A 17857-nucleotide genomic window follows, 5' to 3' on the forward strand; every position below is an offset into this window, starting at 1 on the left:
CGTATCCCGGGCCGGGGTCCGTGACACGGACCGGCCCACCCCGATGCGGGGACACCGCACCGCGGTGGTCGCGGCCGTGCCCCCGTACGCATTCTTGCCGCCCGTGGGCTCTTCCGTCACCGGCTGTGGATAACCGGTCGGTCACCGCTGCGGGTCGATCTCGCGCAGCAGGCCCGTCGAGACGTCGAAGACGAATCCCCGCACGTCGTCGCGGTGGGGCAGGAACGGGGAGGTGCGCACGCGCTGCATCGACTGGCGTACGTCCTGGTCGAGGTCCTTGAACGCCTCCACCGCCCACGGCGGGCGCTGGCCGACCTCGGCCTCGATCTCGTGCCGGAAGTCCTCGGTGAGGCTGAGCAGGCCGCAGCCGGTGTGGTGGATCAGTACGACGGAGCGGGTGCCCAGCGCCCGCTGGCTGATCGTCAGCGAACGGATGATGTCGTCGGTGACCACGCCGCCCGCGTTGCGGATGGTGTGGCAGTCGCCGAGCTCCAGGCCCAGCGCGGCGTGCAGGTCCAGTCGGGCGTCCATGCAGGCCACGACGGCGACCTTGAGGACGGGCCGGGCGTCCATGCCCGGATCGGTGAACGCGGCGGCGTACTCCGCGTTGGCCTGCACCAGTCGGTCGGTGACCGTGGGCTGGGTGCGGCCGTGGTCGGGGCTCATCGGCTGGGACGCGGATATCGACATATGCACGACGGTAATCGGCCACGGGCCCGTCGGCCCTTCCGATGGAGGGCAAAATCTGGTCAACGTGGCGTGATGTGAGGTATGCCACAGGTCATCGACCGCTCCGCCGCACGGGTGACGCCGTCGCTGTCCGTGACCATCCCCACCCGTCCGCCACCCGGCCCCCACCGGTCGCGTGACGCGCTGGCCAGTTGGTTGACCGAGGGGACGAGTGGACTAAAGTGGCGCGAAGTGGGAGGCGTGACGCTCCCCTTGGAACCGAAGATGCACCACGTGCGCCCTGCGCACGTACCCCTCGGCCTCCTCCCGCTCCCGGTCGCCCTGGCGTCACTTCCCCGGCGCCGAAGCGACCGCTTCCCCTTCGAGCGGGCGGGGACCCGGCGGTACGTGCCCACCGCCCACGGCAGTGTTTCCCGCCGGCCGCCCGGCCTTCCCGCACTCAGAAGGGCGCATGAGCAGCAACGCGCGACACGTCCCCGTCATGCTCCAGCGCTGCCTGGACATGCTCGCTCCCGCTCTCACCGAGCCCGGCGCCGTCGTCGTCGACTGCACCCTGGGCGCCGGCGGGCACAGCGAGGCGCTGCTCGAAAGATTCCCCGAGGCCCGCCTCGTCGCCCTGGACCGCGACCCGACCGCGCTCGCCCTCGCCGGCGAGCGCCTGGCCCGCTTCGGCGACCGCGCCACCCTCGTACGCGCCGTCTACCACGAGCTCCCCGAGGTGCTGGAGCGGCTCGGCATCCCCCGCGTCCAGGGCGTCCTGTTCGACCTCGGCGTCTCCTCCATGCAGCTCGACGAGGCCGACCGCGGCTTCGCCTACGCCCAGGACGCGCCGCTGGACATGCGCATGGACCAGACCACCGGCATCAGCGCCGCCGAGGTCCTCAACACCTACCCGCCCGGCGAGCTCGTGCGCATCCTGCGCGCCTACGGCGAGGAGAAGCAGGCCAAGCGGATCGTCTCGGCCGTCGTCCGGGAGCGTGAGAAGGAGCCCTTCACCAACAGCGCCCGGCTCGTCGAGCTGATCCGTGACGCCCTGCCGCAGGCCGCCAAGCGCACCGGCGGCAACCCCGCCAAGCGCACCTTCCAGGCCCTGCGCATCGAGGTCAACGGCGAGCTGGTCAGCGTCGAGCGGGCCATCCCCGCCGCCGTGGCCGCCCTGGCCGTCGGCGGCCGCATCGCCGTGCTGTCCTACCAGTCGCTGGAGGACCGCATCGTCAAGGCCGTCTTCGCGGCGGGCGCCACCAGCACCGCGCCGGCCGGCCTGCCGGTCGTGCCCGAGCGCTACCAGCCGCGCCTGAAGCTGCTCACCCGCGGCGCCGAGCTGCCCACCGAGGAAGAGGTCGCCGAGAACCGGCGGGCCGCCCCCGCCCGGCTGCGCGGCGCCGAGCGCATCCGCGAGGACATCTTGTGACGGCCGCCGCCCGCGGCCGGGGCTCCCGGCTGGCCGGACTCCTGCCACTGGGGCCCGGCGGGGCGAAACGCACCCCGTTCGTCCTGCTGACCGTGGTGCTGCTCGGCTCCGGCCTGATCTCGCTGCTACTGCTGAACTCCTCGCTCAACCAAGGCTCCTTCGAGCTCAGCCGCCTCCAGCGCAAGACCACCGAGCTCACCGACGAACAGCAGGCACTGCAGCAGGAAGTCGACCGGCTCGCCGCCCCCGACGCGCTCGAACGCCGCGCCCGCGAGCTGGGCATGGTGCCCGGCGGCAGCCCCGCCTTCCTCAATCCCGACGGCACCGTCCGGGGCGTCCCCTCCCCGGCCTCCTCCGACGTCCCCGCCGCACCGGCGGCCTACGTCCCCCCGCTCCCGGTACCCATGGCACCCGGACCCGTCCCCCCGGCTCCCCATGTCCCTGCGGCCCCCGTCCCCGTAGCCCCCGTCCCCGCCCGTCCGGCGGCGCGGACCGTTCCGGCCCTTCCCCCGCCCCCGGCGGGCGGGACCCCCAGGCAGGTCAGGTAGGTGACGTAAGTGACCGCGCCCAAGCAGCCCCGGCGCCCCGTGCCCCGGCCCGCGCGCCCCGTCGCGCGCCCGGCCCGCCTGCGGGGGAGTGGCCGGCCGATCCGGCTGGGCAACCCCCGGCCGAGGCTGCGGCTGATCGGCTTCGGACTGGCGGTCGTCCTGCTGATCTTCACGGTGCGGCTGCTCCAGGTGCAGGCCGTCGACGCCAGCGCCTACGCGGCCAGGGCGAACCTCAACCGCTACATCCCGGTCACGCTGGCCGCCGAGCGCGGCGCCATCACCGACCGCGGCGGCGTGGACCTCGCCACCACCGTCGACGCCTACGACATCACGGCCGCTCCCGACCTGCTCACCCCCGAGCGGATCAAGGCCGAGGGCGCCGCCCGGCAGGCCGCCGGCCTGCTCGCGCCCGTGCTCGGCGAGAAGGCCGACGCGCTGGAGGAGAAGCTCACCGCCAACCCCAAGTCCAAGTACGTCGTCCTCGCCCGCCGGCAGACCCCGCAGGTCTGGCGGAAGATCGCCGAGCTGAAGAAGGCCCAGCAGGAGAAGGCCAAGCACCAGCAGGGTGTCAACGTCCTCGCCGGCGTCAACCGCGAATCGCACAGCAAGCGCGTCTACCCCAACGGCGACCTGGCTGCCGGGCTGCTCGGCTTCGTCAACAGCGAGGGCCAGGGCGGCGGCGGCCTGGAGGCTCAGCTCAACGAGGCGCTCGCGGGCAAGAACGGCAAGCGCGTCTACGCCCAGTCCGGCGGCCGCCAGGTGCCCACCGGAGACGTCAAGGAACAGGCCGCCGTGCCCGGCTCCGACGTCGAGCTCACCATCGACCGCGACATCCAGTGGGCCGCGCAGAACGCCATCGCGAGCCAGGTGCGCGACTCCCAGGCCGACCGCGGCTACGTGGTCGTCCAGGACACCCGCTCCGGCGAGATCCTGGCCATGGCCGACGCCCCCGGCTACGACCCCAACGACCTCGAGCACGCCGACCGCGCCGCCATGGGCAACGCCGCCCTCCAGGACGCCTACGAGCCCGGCAGCGTCAGCAAGGTCATGACCATGGCCGCCGTCCTCGAAGAGGGCGTCGCCGCCCCCGACACCCACGTCGAGGTGCCCAACCGGCTGGCGCGTGCCGACCGCTCCTTCGCCGACGACGTCGACCACCCCACCTGGCACCTCACCCTCAACGGCGTCCTCGCCAAGTCCAGCAACATCGGCACGATCCTCGCCAGCGAGCAGCTCGGCAAGAGCCGGGAAGAGGCCGACCAGACCCTCTACACCTACCTGCGCAGGTTCGGCATCGGCCGCCCCACCGGCCTCGGCTTCCCCGGCGAGACCCCCGGCATCCTCGCCAAGCCCTCGCAGTGGAGCGCCTCCCAGGCCTTCACCGTCCCCTTCGGCCAGGGCCTGTCCCTCAACGCCGTCCAAGCCGCCTCCGTCTACTCCACGATCGCGGCCGGCGGCGAGCGCGTACAGCCCAGCCTGGTCCGCGGCATCAAGGGCCCCGACGGCCGCTTCACCCCCGCACCTGCCCCGCCGCGCACCCGGGTGGTCGGCGAGAAGACCGCCCGGCAGCTCTCCGACATGCTGGAGTCGGTGGTCGACGACCAGGACGGCACCGGCATCAAGGCGAAGATCCCCGGCTACCGCGTCGCCGGCAAGACCGGCACCTCCAACCGGGTGGACCCCACGACAGGCCGCTACCACGGCTACACCGCCTCCTTCGCCGGCTACGCCCCCGCCGACCAGCCCCGCCTCACCGTCTACTGCGCCATCCAGAACCCGACCAAGGGCAGCTACTTCGGCGGGCAGATCTGCGGGCCGGTCTTCAAGCAGGTCATGGAGTTCGCGCTGAAAACCCTCCAGGTGCCGCCGTCGGGCTCCCAGCCGCCCCGGCTGCCGGTGAGCTACGACGGGCAATGAGCCGGGCCCGCCGTGACGACGATCACTCCCGATGCCGGGAACCCCGGCCCGGCGCGCCCCTCGCTTCGCGACGAAGCGGGTGCGCCCGGTACGCTCACCGCCGTGCCCCACGCTGATCAGTCCCACACCAGCCACCAGGACGCCCCCGCCGTGACCCCGTCCGTCACCAACCCGGGAGCGCCCCGCCCGACCCGGGTCCGGCCCGTGCCGCTCACGGAGCTGGCCGGTCAGCTGGGCATTGCCGCTCCCCACGGCGCCGCGGGCGTCGCCGTCACCGGCATCACCCACGACTCGCGGGCCGTGCGCCCGGGCGACGTCTACGCCGCCCTGCCCGGCGCCCGCTTCCACGGCGCCGACTTCGCCGCCCAGGCCGCGGGCCAGGGCGCCGCCGCCGTGCTGACGGACCCCTCCGGCGCCGACCGCGCCGCGGCTACGGGCCTGCCCGTGCTCACCGTCGACAGCCCGCGCGACCGCATGGGCGCGCTGGCCGCCACGATCTACGGCGAGCCCGGCCGCGACCTGCTCCAGATCGGCATCACCGGCACCTCCGGCAAGACCACCACCGCCTACCTCATCGAGGGCGGCCTGCGCGCCGTCGGCGGGCCCACGGGCCTGATCGGCACCGTCGAGTCCCGCATCGGCGACGAGCGCCTGAAATCGGAGCGCACCACGCCCGAGGCCACGGACCTGCAGGCGATCTTCGCCGTCATGCGCGAGCGCGGGGTCCGCTCGGTCGCCATGGAGGTCTCCAGCCACGCGCTGCGCCTCGGCCGCGTCGACGGCTGCGTCTTCGACGTCGCCGTCTTCAACAACCTCAGCCCGGAGCACATGGAGTTCCACACGGGCATGGAGGACTACTTCGCGGCCAAGGCCGAGCTGTTCACCAAGGAGCGCAGCCGCGTCGGCGTGGTGAACCTCGACGACGAGTACGGGCGCCGCCTCGCCGAGGGCGAGTCCGAGGTCCCCGTCACCACCTTCTCCGCCGAGGGCCGCCCCGACGCCGACTGGCGCGCCGTGGACGTGGAGATCGGCCCGTTCGACTCCGCCTTCACCGTCCTGGGCCCGGAGGGCCGCACGATCACGGCCAGGGCGCCGCTCGCCGGCCCGTTCAACGTCGCCAACGCGCTCGCCGCCATCGTCGCCCTCACCGCCGCCGGGATCGACCCGCAGACCGCCGCCGACGGCGTCGCGGCCGTCCCCGGCGTGCCCGGCAGGCTTGAGCGCGTGGACGCGGGCCAGCCCTACCTGGCCGTCGTCGACTACGCGCACAAGACGGACGCCGTCGAATCGGTTCTCCGCGCGCTGCGCAAGACCGGCCCCGGCCGGATCCACGCCGTGCTCGGCTGCGGCGGCGACCGCGACACCACCAAGCGCGCCCCGATGGGCCGCGCGCTGGCCCGGCTCGCCGACACCGCCGTGCTGACCTCGGACAACCCCCGCTCCGAGGACCCGCTCGCGATCCTCGCCACCATGCTCGCGGGCGCCGCCGAGGTGCCCGCCGCCGAGCGCGGCACCGTCCTCCTGCTGGAGGACCGGGCCGCCGCCATCGCCGCCGCCGTCGCCCGTGCCGAACCCGGCGACACCGTCCTGGTCCTGGGCAAGGGCCACGAACAGGGCCAGGACATCGCCGGAGTGGTACGCCCCTTCGACGACCGCCAGGTGCTGCGCGAGGCCATCGAGGCAGAGCAGCTGCGCTCGTCGAACAAGCACCGGAACGACCAGGGATGACAGACCGCCATGCGCGCACAACCCTCCCCCCGGAAGCCCTCCCGAACGGCCGGAGGTGAATCCCGTTGATCGATCTGTCCCTCGCCGAGATCGCCGCCATCGTGGGCGGTCAGCAGCACGACATACCGGACCCCGGGCGCACGGCCTCCGGCCCGGTGGTCATCGACTCCCGTGAGGTGCGGCCCGGCAGCCTCTTCGCCGCACTGCCGGGCGAGCACGTCGACGGGCACGACTTCGCCGAGCGCGCCGTCGCCGCGGGCGCCGCCGCCGTGCTGGCCGCCCGCCCCGTCGGCGTCCCCGCGATCGTGGTCGACGACGTGGTGAGCGCCCTGGGCGCCCTCGCCCGCGCCGTCGTGGACCGGCTCGGCACCCCCGTGATCGGCCTGACCGGCTCGGCGGGCAAGACCAGCACCAAGGACCTGGTCGCCCAGCTGCTGGAGCGCCTGGGCCCCACCGTGTGGACGCCGGGCTCCCTGAACAACGAGATCGGGCTGCCGCTGACCGCGCTCCGCGCCGACGAGGGCACCCGCCATCTCGTGCTGGAGATGGGTGCCCGCGGCATCGGCCACATCCGCTACCTCGCCGAGCTGACCCCGCCGCGCATCGGCGTCGTGCTCAACGTCGGCACCGCCCACGTCGGCGAGTTCGGCGGCCGCGAGCAGATCGCGGTGGCCAAGGGTGAGCTCGTCGAGGCGCTGCCCCCGGCCGAGGACGGCGGCGTAGCCGTGCTCAACGCCGACGACCCGCTCGTGCGCGCCATGAGCAGCCGCACCAAGGCCCGTACGGTCCTCTTCGGCGAGGCCGCCGACGCGCACGTACGCGCCGAGAACGTCCGGCTCACCGCGGCAGGACAGCCCTCCTTCGCGCTTCACACACCCACCGGGTGCGCCGAAGTGACCATGCGGCTGTACGGTGAGCACCACGTGTCGAACGCGCTCGCCGCGGCCGCCGTCGCCCATGAGCTGGGCATGCCCGTGCACGAGATCGCTTCCGCGCTCTCCGCCGCGGGCCAGCTCTCCCGCTGGCGGATGGAGGTCACCGAGCGCGCGGACGGCGTGACGATCGTCAACGACGCCTACAACGCGAACCCCGAGTCCATGAGAGCCGCGCTGCGCGCGCTGGCCGCCATGGGCGAAGCCGCTCGGGCAAGAGGGGGACGCACGTGGGCGGTACTCGGCCGGATGGCCGAGCTCGGCGGGGAGTCGCTGGCCGAGCACGACGCGGTCGGGCGGCTCGCCGTCCGGCTCAATGTCGGCAAGCTCGTGGCAGTCGGGGGCAGGGAAGCGGCCTGGCTGCAAATGGGCGCCTATAACGAGGGTTCGTGGGGTGAGGAGTCGGTGCACGTGTCCGACGCGCAGGCGGCGGTCGACCTGTTGCGCAGCGAGCTGCGCCCGGGAGACGTCGTACTGGTGAAGGCGTCCAGGTCGGTGGGGCTGGAGCGGGTGGCCGAGCAGCTGCTCGCCGTCGACGGTGAGGTCGCCGGCTGATGAACCAGATCCTCTTCGCGGGTGTCATCGGTCTGTTCCTGACCCTCATCGGCACCCCGCTGCTGATCAAGTTCCTCGCCCGCAAGGGCTACGGCCAGTTCATCCGTGACGACGGCCCGCGCGGCCACGCGGGGAAGAAGGGCACGCCCACCATGGGTGGCATCGCCTTCATCCTGGCCACGCTGATCGCGTACGCCGTCACCAAGGTGATCACCAGCCACTCGCCGACGACCTCGGGCCTGCTGGTGCTCTTCCTGACCGCGGGCATGGGCCTGGTCGGCTTCCTCGACGACTACATCAAGATCGTCAAGCAGCGGAGCCTGGGCCTGCGCGCCAAGGCGAAGATGGCCGGCCAGCTGATCGTCGGCATCGCCTTCGCGGTCCTCGCGCTGCAGTTCGCCGACACCCGGGGCCAGACCCCGGCCTCCACGCGGCTCTCCTTCACCCAGGACTTCGGCTGGTCCGTCGGCCCGGTGATCTTCGTGGTGTGGGCGCTGTTCATGATCCTCGCGATGTCGAACGGCGTGAACCTCACCGACGGCCTCGACGGCCTGGCCACCGGCGCCTCGGTGATGGTCTTCGGCGCCTACGTCTTCATCGGCACCTGGCAGCACGGCCAGTCCTGCGCCAACCCGCTGACCGCGGGCGCCGCCTGCTACGAGGTGCGCGATCCGCTCGATCTCGCGGTCGTCGCCTCCGCGCTGATGGGCTCCTGCTTCGGCTTCCTGTGGTGGAACACCTCGCCCGCCAAGATCTTCATGGGTGACACCGGCTCGCTCGCCCTCGGCGGCGCCCTCGCAGGCCTCGCGATCTGCTCCCGCACCGAGCTGCTGCTCGCCCTGCTGGGCGGCCTCTTCGTGCTCATCACCATGTCCGTGGTGATCCAGGTCGGCTCCTTCCGCATGACCGGGAAGCGGGTCTTCCGGATGGCCCCGCTCCAGCACCACTTCGAACTCAAGGGGTGGAGCGAAGTCCTTGTGGTGGTCCGCTTCTGGATCATCCAGGGCCTGTGCGTGGCCGTCGGACTCGGAATCTTCTACGCCGGATGGTTGGCCATCAAGTGAGCCTCGTGAGCTTTACGGGCAAGCACATCACCGTCGCCGGTCTCGGCGTGAGCGGCATCAGCGCCGCCCGCGCCCTGGCCGGCCTCGGCGCGAAGGTGACCGTCGTCGACGGCGGCGACACCCCGGCCCTGCGCGAGCGCGCCGGCGTGCTCGGCGCCCAGCAGGGCGTCACCGTCCGCCTCGGCGACGCCGACACCCTCCCCGAGGGCACCGACCTCGTCGTCACCTCGCCCGGCTGGAAGCCCACCAGCCCGCTCTTCGCGGCCGCGGCCGCGGCGGGCGTGGGTGTGGTCGGCGATGTCGAGATCGCCTGGCAGCTGCGTGGCGAGGGGGCCGCCCCCTGGCTCGCCGTCACCGGCACCAACGGCAAGACCACCACCGTCCAGATGCTCGCCTCCATCCTGGAGGCCGCCGGACTGCGCACCGCCGCCGTCGGCAACATCGGCACCCCCATCATCGACGTGGTGCTTTCCCAGGAGCCCTACGACGTCCTCGCCGTCGAGCTCTCCAGCTACCAGCTGCACTGGGCGCCCTCGCTGCGCGCCCACTCCGCCGCCGTCCTCAACCTCGCGCCCGACCACCTCGACTGGCACGGCTCGATGGAGGCGTACGCGGCCGACAAGGGCCGGATCTACGAGGGCAACAAGGTCGCCTGCGTCTACAACGCCGCCGACCCGGCCACCGAGGCCCTGGTCCGCGAGGCCGACGTCGAGGAGGGCTGCCGGGCCATCGGCTTCACCCTGGGCACCCCGGGCCTGTCCATGCTCGGCGTCGTCGACGGCATCCTGGTCGACCGCGCCTTCGTGGCCGACCGGCAGAAGAACGCCCAGGAGCTGGCCGAGGTCTCCGACATCGCGCCCTCCGCCGGCCCGGCCGCCCCGCACAACATCGCCAACGCCCTGGCCGCGGCCGCCCTCGCCCGCGCCTTCGGCGTGGAGCCCGCGGCCGTCCGCGACGGGCTGCGCGCCTTCCGCCCGGACGCCCACCGCATCGCGCACGTCGCCGACGTCGACGGCGTCCGCTACGTGGACGACTCCAAGGCCACCAACACCCACGCCGCACAGGCCTCCCTGGCCTCCTACGAGCCCATCGTGTGGATCGCGGGCGGCCTCGCCAAGGGCGCGACCTTCGACGAGCTCGTCAGCGCCTCCGCACGACGGCTGCGCGGCGTCGTCCTCATCGGGGCCGACCGGGGGCTGATCAGGGAAGCCCTGGCGCGACACGCCCCGGATGTGCCGGTGGTCGACCTCGACCGGACCGACACTGGGGCGATGGCCGCGGCCGTCCGCGAGGCGGCACGACTGGCCCGGCCCGGGGACACCGTCCTGATGGCCCCGGCGTGTGCCTCCATGGACATGTTCACCAACTACAACAAGCGCGGCGAGGCCTTCGCCGAGGCCGTCCGGACCCTGGCCGAAGGCCGCGGCGCCGACGAGTAGCCGCCGGAACCCCGCGGCGCGGGCCGGCGGCGCGGGAGACCACCGGAGGGGACACCCGGATGCACGCCGACCACAGCGCGGCGCCGATCGGCGCACGGCCCGCCCTGCGCGGTTCCCCCGCGCGCTCCCGGCCCGTACGAGCCCCCCGCCCGACGGCACGCCCGCGCAGCCCGCGAGCCCCCCGCGCCCCGCGCGGCGGGCCTCGTGGGCTGCGCCGGCTGCACCTACGGGCCAAACGGGCCTGGGACCGCCCCCTGACCGCGTACTACCTGGTCATGGGCGGCTCCCTGCTGATCACCGTGCTGGGCCTGGTAATGGTCTACTCCGCCTCCCAGATCAAGGCCATGCAGAACGGCCTCGCCCCCAGCTACTTCTTCCGCAAGCAGCTGCTGGCCGCCGCCATCGGCACCGTGCTGCTGCTCGCCGCGGCCCGCACGCCCGTCAGACTGCTGCGCGCCCTGGCCTACCCGCTGCTGGCCGCCTCCGTATTCCTGCTCTGCATGGTCCAGGTGCCCGGCGTCGGCCAGACCATCAACGGCAACACCAACTGGATCTCGCTCGGCGGCCCCTTCCAGCTCCAGCCCAGCGAGTTCTCCAAGCTCGCGCTCGTGCTGTGGGGCGCCGACCTGCTGGCCCGCAAGCAGTCCAAGAAGCTGCTCTCCCAGTGGAAGCACCTTCTGGTCCCGCTGGTGCCCGTCACCTTCATGCTGCTCGGCCTGATCATGCTCGGCGGCGACATGGGCACCACCGTCGTCCTCACCGCCGTGCTGCTCGGCATGCTCTGGGTGGCGGGCGCCCCGACCCGGCTCTTCGCCGGCGTGTTCGGCGTCACGGCCGCGCTGGCCGTACTGTTCATCAAGACCAGCGCCAACCGCATGTCCCGGCTGGCCTGCATCGGCGCGACCGACCCGGGCACCCACGACCAGTGCTGGCAGGCCGTGCACGGCATCTACGCGCTGGCCAATGGCGGCTGGTTCGGGGCCGGACTCGGGGCGAGTGTGGAAAAATGGGGTGAATTGCCCGAGCCCCACACCGACTTCATCTTCGCCATCACCGGCGAGGAACTGGGCCTGGCAGGGACGCTGTCGGTGCTCGCCCTGTTCGCGGCTCTAGGCTATGCGGGTATCCGCGTGGCCGGACGCACGGAGGACCCCTTCGTGAGGTACGCCGCGGGAAGCGTGACCACCTGGATCATGGCGCAGGCCGTGGTCAACATCGGTGCGGTGCTCGGCCTGCTGCCGATCGCCGGAGTCCCGCTCCCGCTGTTCTCCTACGGAGGGTCCGCCCTGCTGCCGACCATGTTCGCCATCGGGCTGCTGATCGCCTTCGCGCGCGACGAACCCGGTGCGCGGGCAGCGCTCGCCATGCGGCAGCCTGGGGTGAGATGGAAGACGATGAGACGGCGCGTCAAGAAGCGGCCGTCCGGAGAGCGGTGAATTTCGGTGCATGTCGTACTCGCCGGCGGGGGGACCGCCGGCCACATCGAGCCCGCGCTCGCCCTCGCGGACGCCCTGCGCAGGCAGGACCCGACCGTGGGGATCACGGCGCTCGGCACTGAGCGGGGCCTCGAGACCCGCCTCGTGCCCGAGCGGGGCTACGAGCTGGGGCTGATCCCCGCCGTACCGCTGCCCCGCAAGCCCACCCCGGAGCTGATCACCGTCCCCGGGCGGCTGCGCGGCACCATCAAGGCCGCCGAGCAGATCCTGGAGCGAACCCGGGCGGACTGCGTGGTCGGCTTCGGCGGCTATGTGGCGCTGCCCGGCTACCTGGCCGCCAAGCGGCTCGGCGTGCCGATCATCGTCCACGAGGCCAACGCCCGCCCCGGCCTCGCCAACAAGATCGGCTCGCGCTACGCCGCCGGGGTCGCCGTGAGCACCCCCGACAGCAAGCTGCGCAACGCCCGCTACGTCGGCATCCCGCTGCGCCGCACCATCGCCACCCTGGACCGCGCCGCCATGCGCCCCCAGGCGCGGGCCGCCTTCGGGCTCGACCCCAACCTGCCCACGCTGCTGGTCTCCGGCGGCTCCCAGGGCGCCCGGCGGCTGAACGAGGTCGTCCAGGCCGTCGCCCCGGTGCTCCAGCGCTCGGGCGTGCAGATCCTGCACGCGGTCGGCCCGAAGAACGAGCTGCCGCGCGCGGACAACATGCCCGGAATGCCGCCCTATGTCCCGGTATCGTATGTGGACCGGATGGACCTCGCGTACGCCGCGGCCGACATGATGCTCTGCCGCGCGGGCGCGATGACCGTGGCCGAGCTGTCCGCCGTCGGCCTCCCGGCCGCCTACGTCCCGCTGCCCATCGGCAACGGCGAACAGCGGCTCAATGCCCAGCCGCTGGTCAAGGCGGGCGGCGGCCTGCTGGTCGACGACGCCGAGCTGACCCCCGAGTGGGTGCAGAACCACGTGCTCCCGGTGCTCTCCGACCCGCACCGGCTGTACGAGATGTCCCGGTCCGCCGCCGAGTTCGGCCGGCGCGACGCCGACGAGCTCCTGGTCGGCATGGTGTACGAGGCGATTGCCGCACGCAGAGCGGGCTGACGGCCCGCAGGAGCAGGAGGCTGGGTAGCGTGGCCGGACCGACGACCGCCCGGCGCGGTGGCGAGAAGAACGGGAAGTCCAAGGCGGGCGGATCGTCCAAGCCGTCGAAGCCGCGGTCGTCGTCCGGCCGTCCCCGGCCGGGCGGTGGGCCCCGCAAAGGCGGGGCCGCCGCCTCCCGGCCCTCCAGGCGGCGCCGCCTGCTGCTCTGGTCGGCGGCCGCCGCGCTCGGCGGAGCGGCCGTCATCTGGCTGCTCTACGGCTCCGGCTGGCTGTGCGTCACCCGAGTGGATGTCAGCGGCACCAAGACGCTGACGCCCGCCGAGGTGCGCGCGGCGGCCGCCGTCCCGCTCGGCGAACCGCTGGCCGCCGTGGACACCGACGGCATCGAGGAGCGGCTGCGCACCCGGCTGCCGAGGATCCGCGAGGTCGAGGTCGTACGGTCCTGGCCACATGGAATCGGTCTGAAAGTGACCGAGCGACAGCCGGAAGTGCTCTTCGAAAGAGGCGGGAAGTTTGTCGAGATCGACGGTTCCGGCGTGCGGTTCGCCACAGTCGATCAGGCTCCGTCCGGGGTCCCGCGCTTGGTGATGGAGGCCCAGGACTCGCCCAGCACCCGGCGGTTCGGCGCCGGCCGCCTCGAACAGGAGGGCGTCCGGGTCGCCGCCGCCCTGCCTGCGGCGATCCGCCGGGACCTGCAGGTCGTCCGGGTGCGTTCGTACGACTCCATCACCGTGGAGCTGGCGGGGGGCCGGTCCGTCGTGTGGGGGAGTGGCGAACGGGGCGAGGCGAAGGCCCGTACGCTCACCGCACTGCTCAAGGCCGCTCCGGACGCCCGCCACTTCGACGTCAGCGCTCCGGGGGCCCCCGCGGTGTCCGGGAGTTGACGCCGATGAGGGCCGGACAGCACCCTGGTTGGCTACGGCTATGGGTGATCACATAGGGTGAAAAGAAAAACGGGAGGTTCGGCGTGTTCGTTGAACACGCGCCGCTTGTCGACTTAGTGTCCTGCTTCAGAGAACAAGGGAACAGTGACACCAGTAACCCTAAACTTCAACGTTAGGGTTCGGGTCGGCGTTCGGAACCGCCCCCCAGGCATACGTAACTCGAGGCGAGAGGCCTTCGACGTGGCAGCACCGCAGAACTACCTCGCAGTCATCAAGGTCGTCGGCATCGGCGGCGGTGGCGTGAACGCCATCAACCGGATGATCGAGGTCGGTCTCAAGGGCGTCGAGTTCATCGCGATCAACACCGATGCACAGGCCCTCCTGATGAGCGACGCCGATGTGAAGCTCGATGTCGGCCGTGAGCTCACCCGTGGCCTCGGCGCCGGCGCCAACCCCGATGTCGGCCGCAAGGCCGCCGAGGACCACCGCGAGGAGATCGAGGAGGTCCTCAAGGGGGCCGACATGGTCTTCGTCACCGCGGGCGAGGGCGGCGGCACCGGCACCGGCGGCGCGCCCGTCGTGGCCAACATCGCCCGCTCGCTGGGCGCCCTGACGATCGGTGTGGTCACCCGCCCGTTCACCTTCGAGGGCCGCCGCCGCGCCAACCAGGCCGAGGACGGCATCGCGGGCCTGCGCGAAGAGGTCGACACCCTCATCGTGATCCCCAACGACCGCCTGCTGTCCATCTCGGACCGCCAGGTGAGCGTGCTCGACGCCTTCAAGTCGGCCGACCAGGTGCTGCTCTCCGGCGTCCAGGGCATCACCGACCTGATCACCACGCCGGGCCTGATCAACCTCGACTTCGCCGACGTCAAGTCCGTGATGTCCGAGGCCGGGTCCGCGCTGATGGGCATCGGCTCGGCCCGCGGCGACGACCGCGCGGTGGCCGCGGCCGAGATGGCCATCTCCTCGCCGCTGCTGGAGGCGTCCATCGACGGCGCCCGCGGTGTGCTGCTCTCCATCTCCGGCGGCTCCGACCTCGGCCTCTTCGAGATCAACGAGGCCGCCCAGCTGGTCAGCGAGGCCGCCCACCCCGAGGCCAACATCATCTTCGGCGCCGTCATCGACGACGCCCTCGGCGACGAGGTCCGCGTCACGGTCATCGCGGCCGGCTTCGACGGCGGCCAGCCGCCCGCCAAGGGCAGCCGCGACAAGGTGCTCGGCGGCTCCTCCTCCTACGGCTCGGGCCGCGAGGAGAGCAGCCCGGCCGCCTCGCCCGGCCGCTCGGCGTCGGCTCCGGCCGAGCCGTCCCGGCCCTCCTTCGGCGGCCTGGGCAATGTGACCCCGCGGACCGAGGAGCCCGCCACGGTGCCCGACCCGGCGCCGGCCGGCGAGGTCCCCCCGCCGCCGGTCGCCTCCCCGCAGGTCCCGCCGGCCCGTCCGTACCAGGACTCCACCGCCGAGGAACTGGACGTTCCCGACTTCCTGAAGTGACACTGCCCTGAATCCACAAGGAACGTGAGCGGCCCCCAGTGATAGGGCAACAGCACACAGTGCCCCCTGTAGAACATGTGGAACACGCGAGCGGCGCGCACTTCGCCTTCACCGACAGGTGGGGCGGGGTGAGCGCCGCTCCGTATGCGGAGCTCAATCTGGGCGGCGCGGTCGGCGACGACCCGGCGGCCGTACGGGCCAACCGGGAGCTGGCCGCCCGGGCGCTGGGCCTCGACCCGGCGGACGTCGTCTGGATGAACCAGGTGCACGGCCGGGATGTCGCGGTGGTCGACGGCCCCTGGCGGACGTCGGAGGTCCCGGCGGTGGACGCCGTGGTGACGGCGCGTCGGGGGCTCGCCCTCGCGGTGCTGACCGCGGACTGCACCCCGGTGCTGCTGGCCGACCCGGTCGCGGGGATCGCGGGCGCGGCCCACGCCGGCCGGCCCGGACTTCTCGCGGGCGTGGTCCCGGCGGTCGTCGGGGAGATGCTGCGGCTCGGCGCCGAGCCGGACCGGATCGTCGCCCGCATCGGCCCCTCGGTGTGCGGCCTGTGCTACGAGGTGCCGGAGGCGATGCGCGCCGAGGTCGCCGAGGCGGTGCCCGAGGCCTGGGCCACCACCCGGCAGGGCACGCCGGCGGTCGACGTCGCGGCCGGGGTCGTGGCGCAGCTCGGTCGAATGGGTGTCAGCATCAGCGGCAAATCTCACATTTGCACACTGGAGTCGGCCGACCACTTCTCCTACCGGCGCGAGCGCACCACTGGCCGGCTCGCGAGCTACGTGTGGCTCGGGGGGACACCTTCGGTCGGAGGCGTCGAGGGCGTCGGGGACGCCGGGGGAGGACGGGCGTGACGACGGACCGCAGAACCCAGTTGGCGGACAACCTCGCCCGGGTGGAGGAACGTATCTCCGCCGCGTGTGCCGCGGCGGGCCGCGGGCGGGAAGAGGTGACCCTCATCGTGGTCACCAAGACCTACCCCGCGAGCGATGTCCGCCTCCTCGCCGACCTGGGGGTCCGTCATGTCGCGGAGAACCGCGACCAGGACGCCGCCCCGAAGGCCGCCGAGTGCTCGGATCTGCCCCTTACCTGGCACTTTGTCGGTCAGCTGCAGACAAACAAGGTGCGATCGGTGGTGAATTACGCCGATCTGGTGCACTCCATTGACCGCGAGCGACTGGTGACTTCGCTCTCGGCCGCGGCCGTCCGGGCGGGCCGGAAGCTGGACTGCCTGATCCAGGTGGCGCTTGACGCGGAGTCGGGCGAGCGGGGCGCCAGAGGCGGGATCGCTCCCGACGGGGTGCCGGCTCTGGCTGACGCGCTCGCCGCCGCCGAAGGCCTGCGACCGGTGGGTCTCATGACGGTGGCTCCGCTGACGGGCCCGTACGAGGGCAGGGCGAGAGGGGCGTTCGACCGGCTGATGGAAATCGCAACGGACCTGCGCGCGGTCCATCCTGCTGCGAACATGGTGTCAGCAGGTATGAGCGCGGACCTCGAGGAGGCCGTTGCAGCCGGTGCGACACATGTACGTGTCGGCTCAGCGGTACTCGGAGTCCGCCCCGGGCTCGGGTAACGTCGCCAAGAAGTCGGACCACAGCAGAAAATATGGTCATTCCCGTCAAAAGGCGGGCAGGCCACGTGGATCCAGCGCCGTTGACGGAGCCGATCCACCACAGAGCGGAGGACGCAGAGAATGGCCGGCGCGATGCGCAAGATGGCGGTCTACCTCGGCCTCGTGGAGGACGATGGGTACGACGGCCCGGGGTTCGACCCCGACGACGAGTTCGAGCCCGAGCCGGAGCCGGACCGGCGCCGGCAGCACCAAACGCACCAAGCTCAACCGACACAATCGGACGAACCGGTTCGAGTCGCCCAGCCGCCCGCGCAGCGTGAACCCGCTCCGCTCGTAGCGGAAACGGGACGACCCGCCCGAATCGCCCCCGTGTCGTCCATCACACCCGAACGCCACTCTCTGGAGAAGAACGCACCGGTGATCATGCCCAAGGTTGTGTCCGAGCGGGAGCCTTACCGCATCACGACATTGCACCCCCGGACCTACAACGAGGCCCGTACCATCGGGGAACACTTCCGCGAAGGTACCCCGGTGATCATGAATCTCACCGAGATGGACGACACCGACGCGAAGCGGCTTGTCGACTTTGCGGCCGGCCTGGTCTTCGGGCTGCACGGCAGCATCGAGCGGGTGACGCAGAAGGTGTTCCTGCTGTCTCCTGCTAACGTCGATGTCACGGCGGAGGACAAGGCCCGCATCGCAGAGGGTGGGTTCTTCAACCAGAGCTGAGACGCAACACCGGGCAAACCGGACAACGGCCAACCGGCCTGGTACGAGCAAGGGGAGAGGGAAGCGCGGGATGGGCATCGCACAGCAGGTGATCTACATCGCGCTGTACTGCTTCCTGATCGTGCTGATTTTCCGCTTGGTGATGGACTACGTCTTCCAGTTCGCCCGCTCGTGGCAACCCGGTAAGGCGATGGTGGTCCTCCTGGAGGCCACCTACACTGTCACCGATCCGCCACTCAAGCTTCTGCGGCGGGTCATCCCGCCGCTGCGTCTCGGGGGCGTGGCGCTCGACCTGTCCTTCTTCGTACTGATGATCATCGTCTACATCCTGATCACCGTCGTGAGCCGGCTGTGAACGC

16 protein-coding genes are annotated in these 17857 nt (G+C 72.1%); 15 read left to right on the forward strand and 1 reads right to left on the reverse strand.

Annotated features, from left to right (window positions below; all coding sequences use genetic code 11):
• Nucleotides 1-141 precede the first annotated feature (141 nt).
• A complete protein-coding gene (locus FHS39_RS09360; RefSeq protein ID WP_184348238.1) occupies nt 142-690 on the reverse strand; it encodes a beta-class carbonic anhydrase in 549 nt (182 codons plus the stop codon).
• Between the two features lie 451 nt (nt 691-1141).
• Here FHS39_RS09360 and rsmH point away from each other — a divergent pair, with 451 nt between their 5' ends.
• The 15 genes from rsmH to FHS39_RS09435 all read left to right on the forward strand — a co-directional run bounded on the left by rsmH (nt 1142) and on the right by FHS39_RS09435 (nt 17853).
• The gene (gene rsmH, locus FHS39_RS09365; protein WP_184348240.1) at nt 1142-2101 is read left to right on the forward strand and encodes a 16S rRNA (cytosine(1402)-N(4))-methyltransferase RsmH; all 960 of its coding nucleotides are present in this window, start codon (nt 1142-1144) and stop codon (nt 2099-2101) included.
• Nucleotides 2098-2649, forward strand: a complete 552-nt coding sequence (ftsL, locus tag FHS39_RS09370; RefSeq protein WP_184348242.1) for a cell division protein FtsL — start codon at nt 2098-2100, stop codon at nt 2647-2649. Before rsmH ends, ftsL begins: the two co-directional genes overlap by 4 nt.
• A gap of 9 nt (nt 2650-2658) precedes the next feature.
• Nucleotides 2659-4566: a penicillin-binding transpeptidase domain-containing protein gene (locus FHS39_RS09375; RefSeq protein ID WP_184348244.1), complete on the forward strand. Its 1908-nt coding sequence runs from the start codon at nt 2659-2661 to the stop codon at nt 4564-4566.
• 12 nt (nt 4567-4578) lie between these two features.
• Nucleotides 4579-6294 (forward strand): UDP-N-acetylmuramoyl-L-alanyl-D-glutamate--2,6-diaminopimelate ligase, encoded by a 1716-nt coding sequence (locus FHS39_RS09380; RefSeq protein WP_184348246.1) that lies wholly within the window; start codon nt 4579-4581, stop codon nt 6292-6294.
• A 65-nt stretch (nt 6295-6359) separates the two neighbouring features.
• Nucleotides 6360-7781 carry a UDP-N-acetylmuramoyl-tripeptide--D-alanyl-D-alanine ligase gene (locus FHS39_RS09385; protein ID WP_184348247.1) on the forward strand — a complete coding sequence of 474 codons (1422 nt, stop codon included), beginning with the start codon at nt 6360-6362 and terminating at the stop codon, nt 7779-7781.
• Nucleotides 7781-8845, forward strand: a complete 1065-nt coding sequence (gene mraY, locus FHS39_RS09390) for a phospho-N-acetylmuramoyl-pentapeptide-transferase (protein ID WP_184348249.1) — start codon at nt 7781-7783, stop codon at nt 8843-8845. The genes FHS39_RS09385 and mraY overlap by 1 nt, the downstream gene beginning before the upstream one ends.
• Entirely contained in the window at nt 8842-10284 is a 1443-nt protein-coding gene (gene murD / locus FHS39_RS09395; RefSeq protein WP_343069464.1) for a UDP-N-acetylmuramoyl-L-alanine--D-glutamate ligase, read from the forward strand. Before mraY ends, murD begins: the two co-directional genes overlap by 4 nt.
• 59 nt (nt 10285-10343) lie before the next feature.
• On the forward strand, nt 10344-11720 hold the full coding sequence (gene ftsW / locus FHS39_RS09400) for a putative lipid II flippase FtsW (RefSeq protein ID WP_184348254.1): 1377 nt from the start codon (nt 10344-10346) through the stop codon (nt 11718-11720).
• Between the two features lie 6 nt (nt 11721-11726).
• On the forward strand, nt 11727-12821 hold the full coding sequence (murG, locus tag FHS39_RS09405) for an undecaprenyldiphospho-muramoylpentapeptide beta-N-acetylglucosaminyltransferase (RefSeq protein ID WP_184348256.1): 1095 nt from the start codon (nt 11727-11729) through the stop codon (nt 12819-12821).
• 29 nt (nt 12822-12850) lie between these two features.
• Nucleotides 12851-13705 carry a cell division protein FtsQ/DivIB gene (locus FHS39_RS09410; protein ID WP_184348258.1) on the forward strand — a complete coding sequence of 285 codons (855 nt, stop codon included), beginning with the start codon at nt 12851-12853 and terminating at the stop codon, nt 13703-13705.
• 240 nt (nt 13706-13945) lie between these two features.
• A complete protein-coding gene (gene ftsZ / locus FHS39_RS09415) occupies nt 13946-15199 on the forward strand; it encodes a cell division protein FtsZ (RefSeq protein ID WP_184348260.1) in 1254 nt (417 codons plus the stop codon).
• A gap of 38 nt (nt 15200-15237) precedes the next feature.
• Complete coding sequence (gene pgeF / locus FHS39_RS09420; RefSeq protein WP_425507757.1) at nt 15238-16050, forward strand: peptidoglycan editing factor PgeF; 813 nt, start codon at nt 15238-15240, stop codon at nt 16048-16050.
• The gene (locus FHS39_RS09425; RefSeq protein ID WP_184348264.1) at nt 16047-16769 is read left to right on the forward strand and encodes a YggS family pyridoxal phosphate-dependent enzyme; all 723 of its coding nucleotides are present in this window, start codon (nt 16047-16049) and stop codon (nt 16767-16769) included. The genes pgeF and FHS39_RS09425 overlap by 4 nt, the downstream gene beginning before the upstream one ends.
• 120 nt (nt 16770-16889) lie before the next feature.
• Nucleotides 16890-17498: a cell division protein SepF gene (locus FHS39_RS09430; protein ID WP_184348266.1), complete on the forward strand. Its 609-nt coding sequence runs from the start codon at nt 16890-16892 to the stop codon at nt 17496-17498.
• A gap of 70 nt (nt 17499-17568) precedes the next feature.
• Nucleotides 17569-17853, forward strand: a complete 285-nt coding sequence (locus FHS39_RS09435) for a YggT family protein (protein ID WP_086567466.1) — start codon at nt 17569-17571, stop codon at nt 17851-17853.
• The last annotated feature ends 4 nt before the right edge of the window (nt 17854-17857 follow it).

The organism is Streptomyces olivoverticillatus, assembly GCF_014203555.1.
Classification (GTDB): Bacteria; Actinomycetota; Actinomycetes; order Streptomycetales; family Streptomycetaceae; genus Streptomyces; species Streptomyces olivoverticillatus.

What these genes read in the sequence shown, in the direction of transcription:
- FHS39_RS09360 (WP_184348238.1), bottom strand. Translation starts at nt 690, where the DNA reads ATGTCGATATCCGCGTCCCAGCCGATGAGCCCCGACCACGGCCGCACC.
- rsmH (WP_184348240.1), top strand. Translation starts at nt 1,142, where the DNA reads ATGAGCAGCAACGCGCGACACGTCCCCGTCATGCTCCAGCGCTGCCTG.
- mraY (WP_184348249.1), top strand. Translation starts at nt 7,781, where the DNA reads ATGAACCAGATCCTCTTCGCGGGTGTCATCGGTCTGTTCCTGACCCTC.
- ftsW (WP_184348254.1), top strand. Translation starts at nt 10,344, where the DNA reads ATGCACGCCGACCACAGCGCGGCGCCGATCGGCGCACGGCCCGCCCTG.
- FHS39_RS09430 (WP_184348266.1), top strand. Translation starts at nt 16,890, where the DNA reads ATGGCCGGCGCGATGCGCAAGATGGCGGTCTACCTCGGCCTCGTGGAG.
- FHS39_RS09435 (WP_086567466.1), top strand. Translation starts at nt 17,569, where the DNA reads ATGGGCATCGCACAGCAGGTGATCTACATCGCGCTGTACTGCTTCCTG.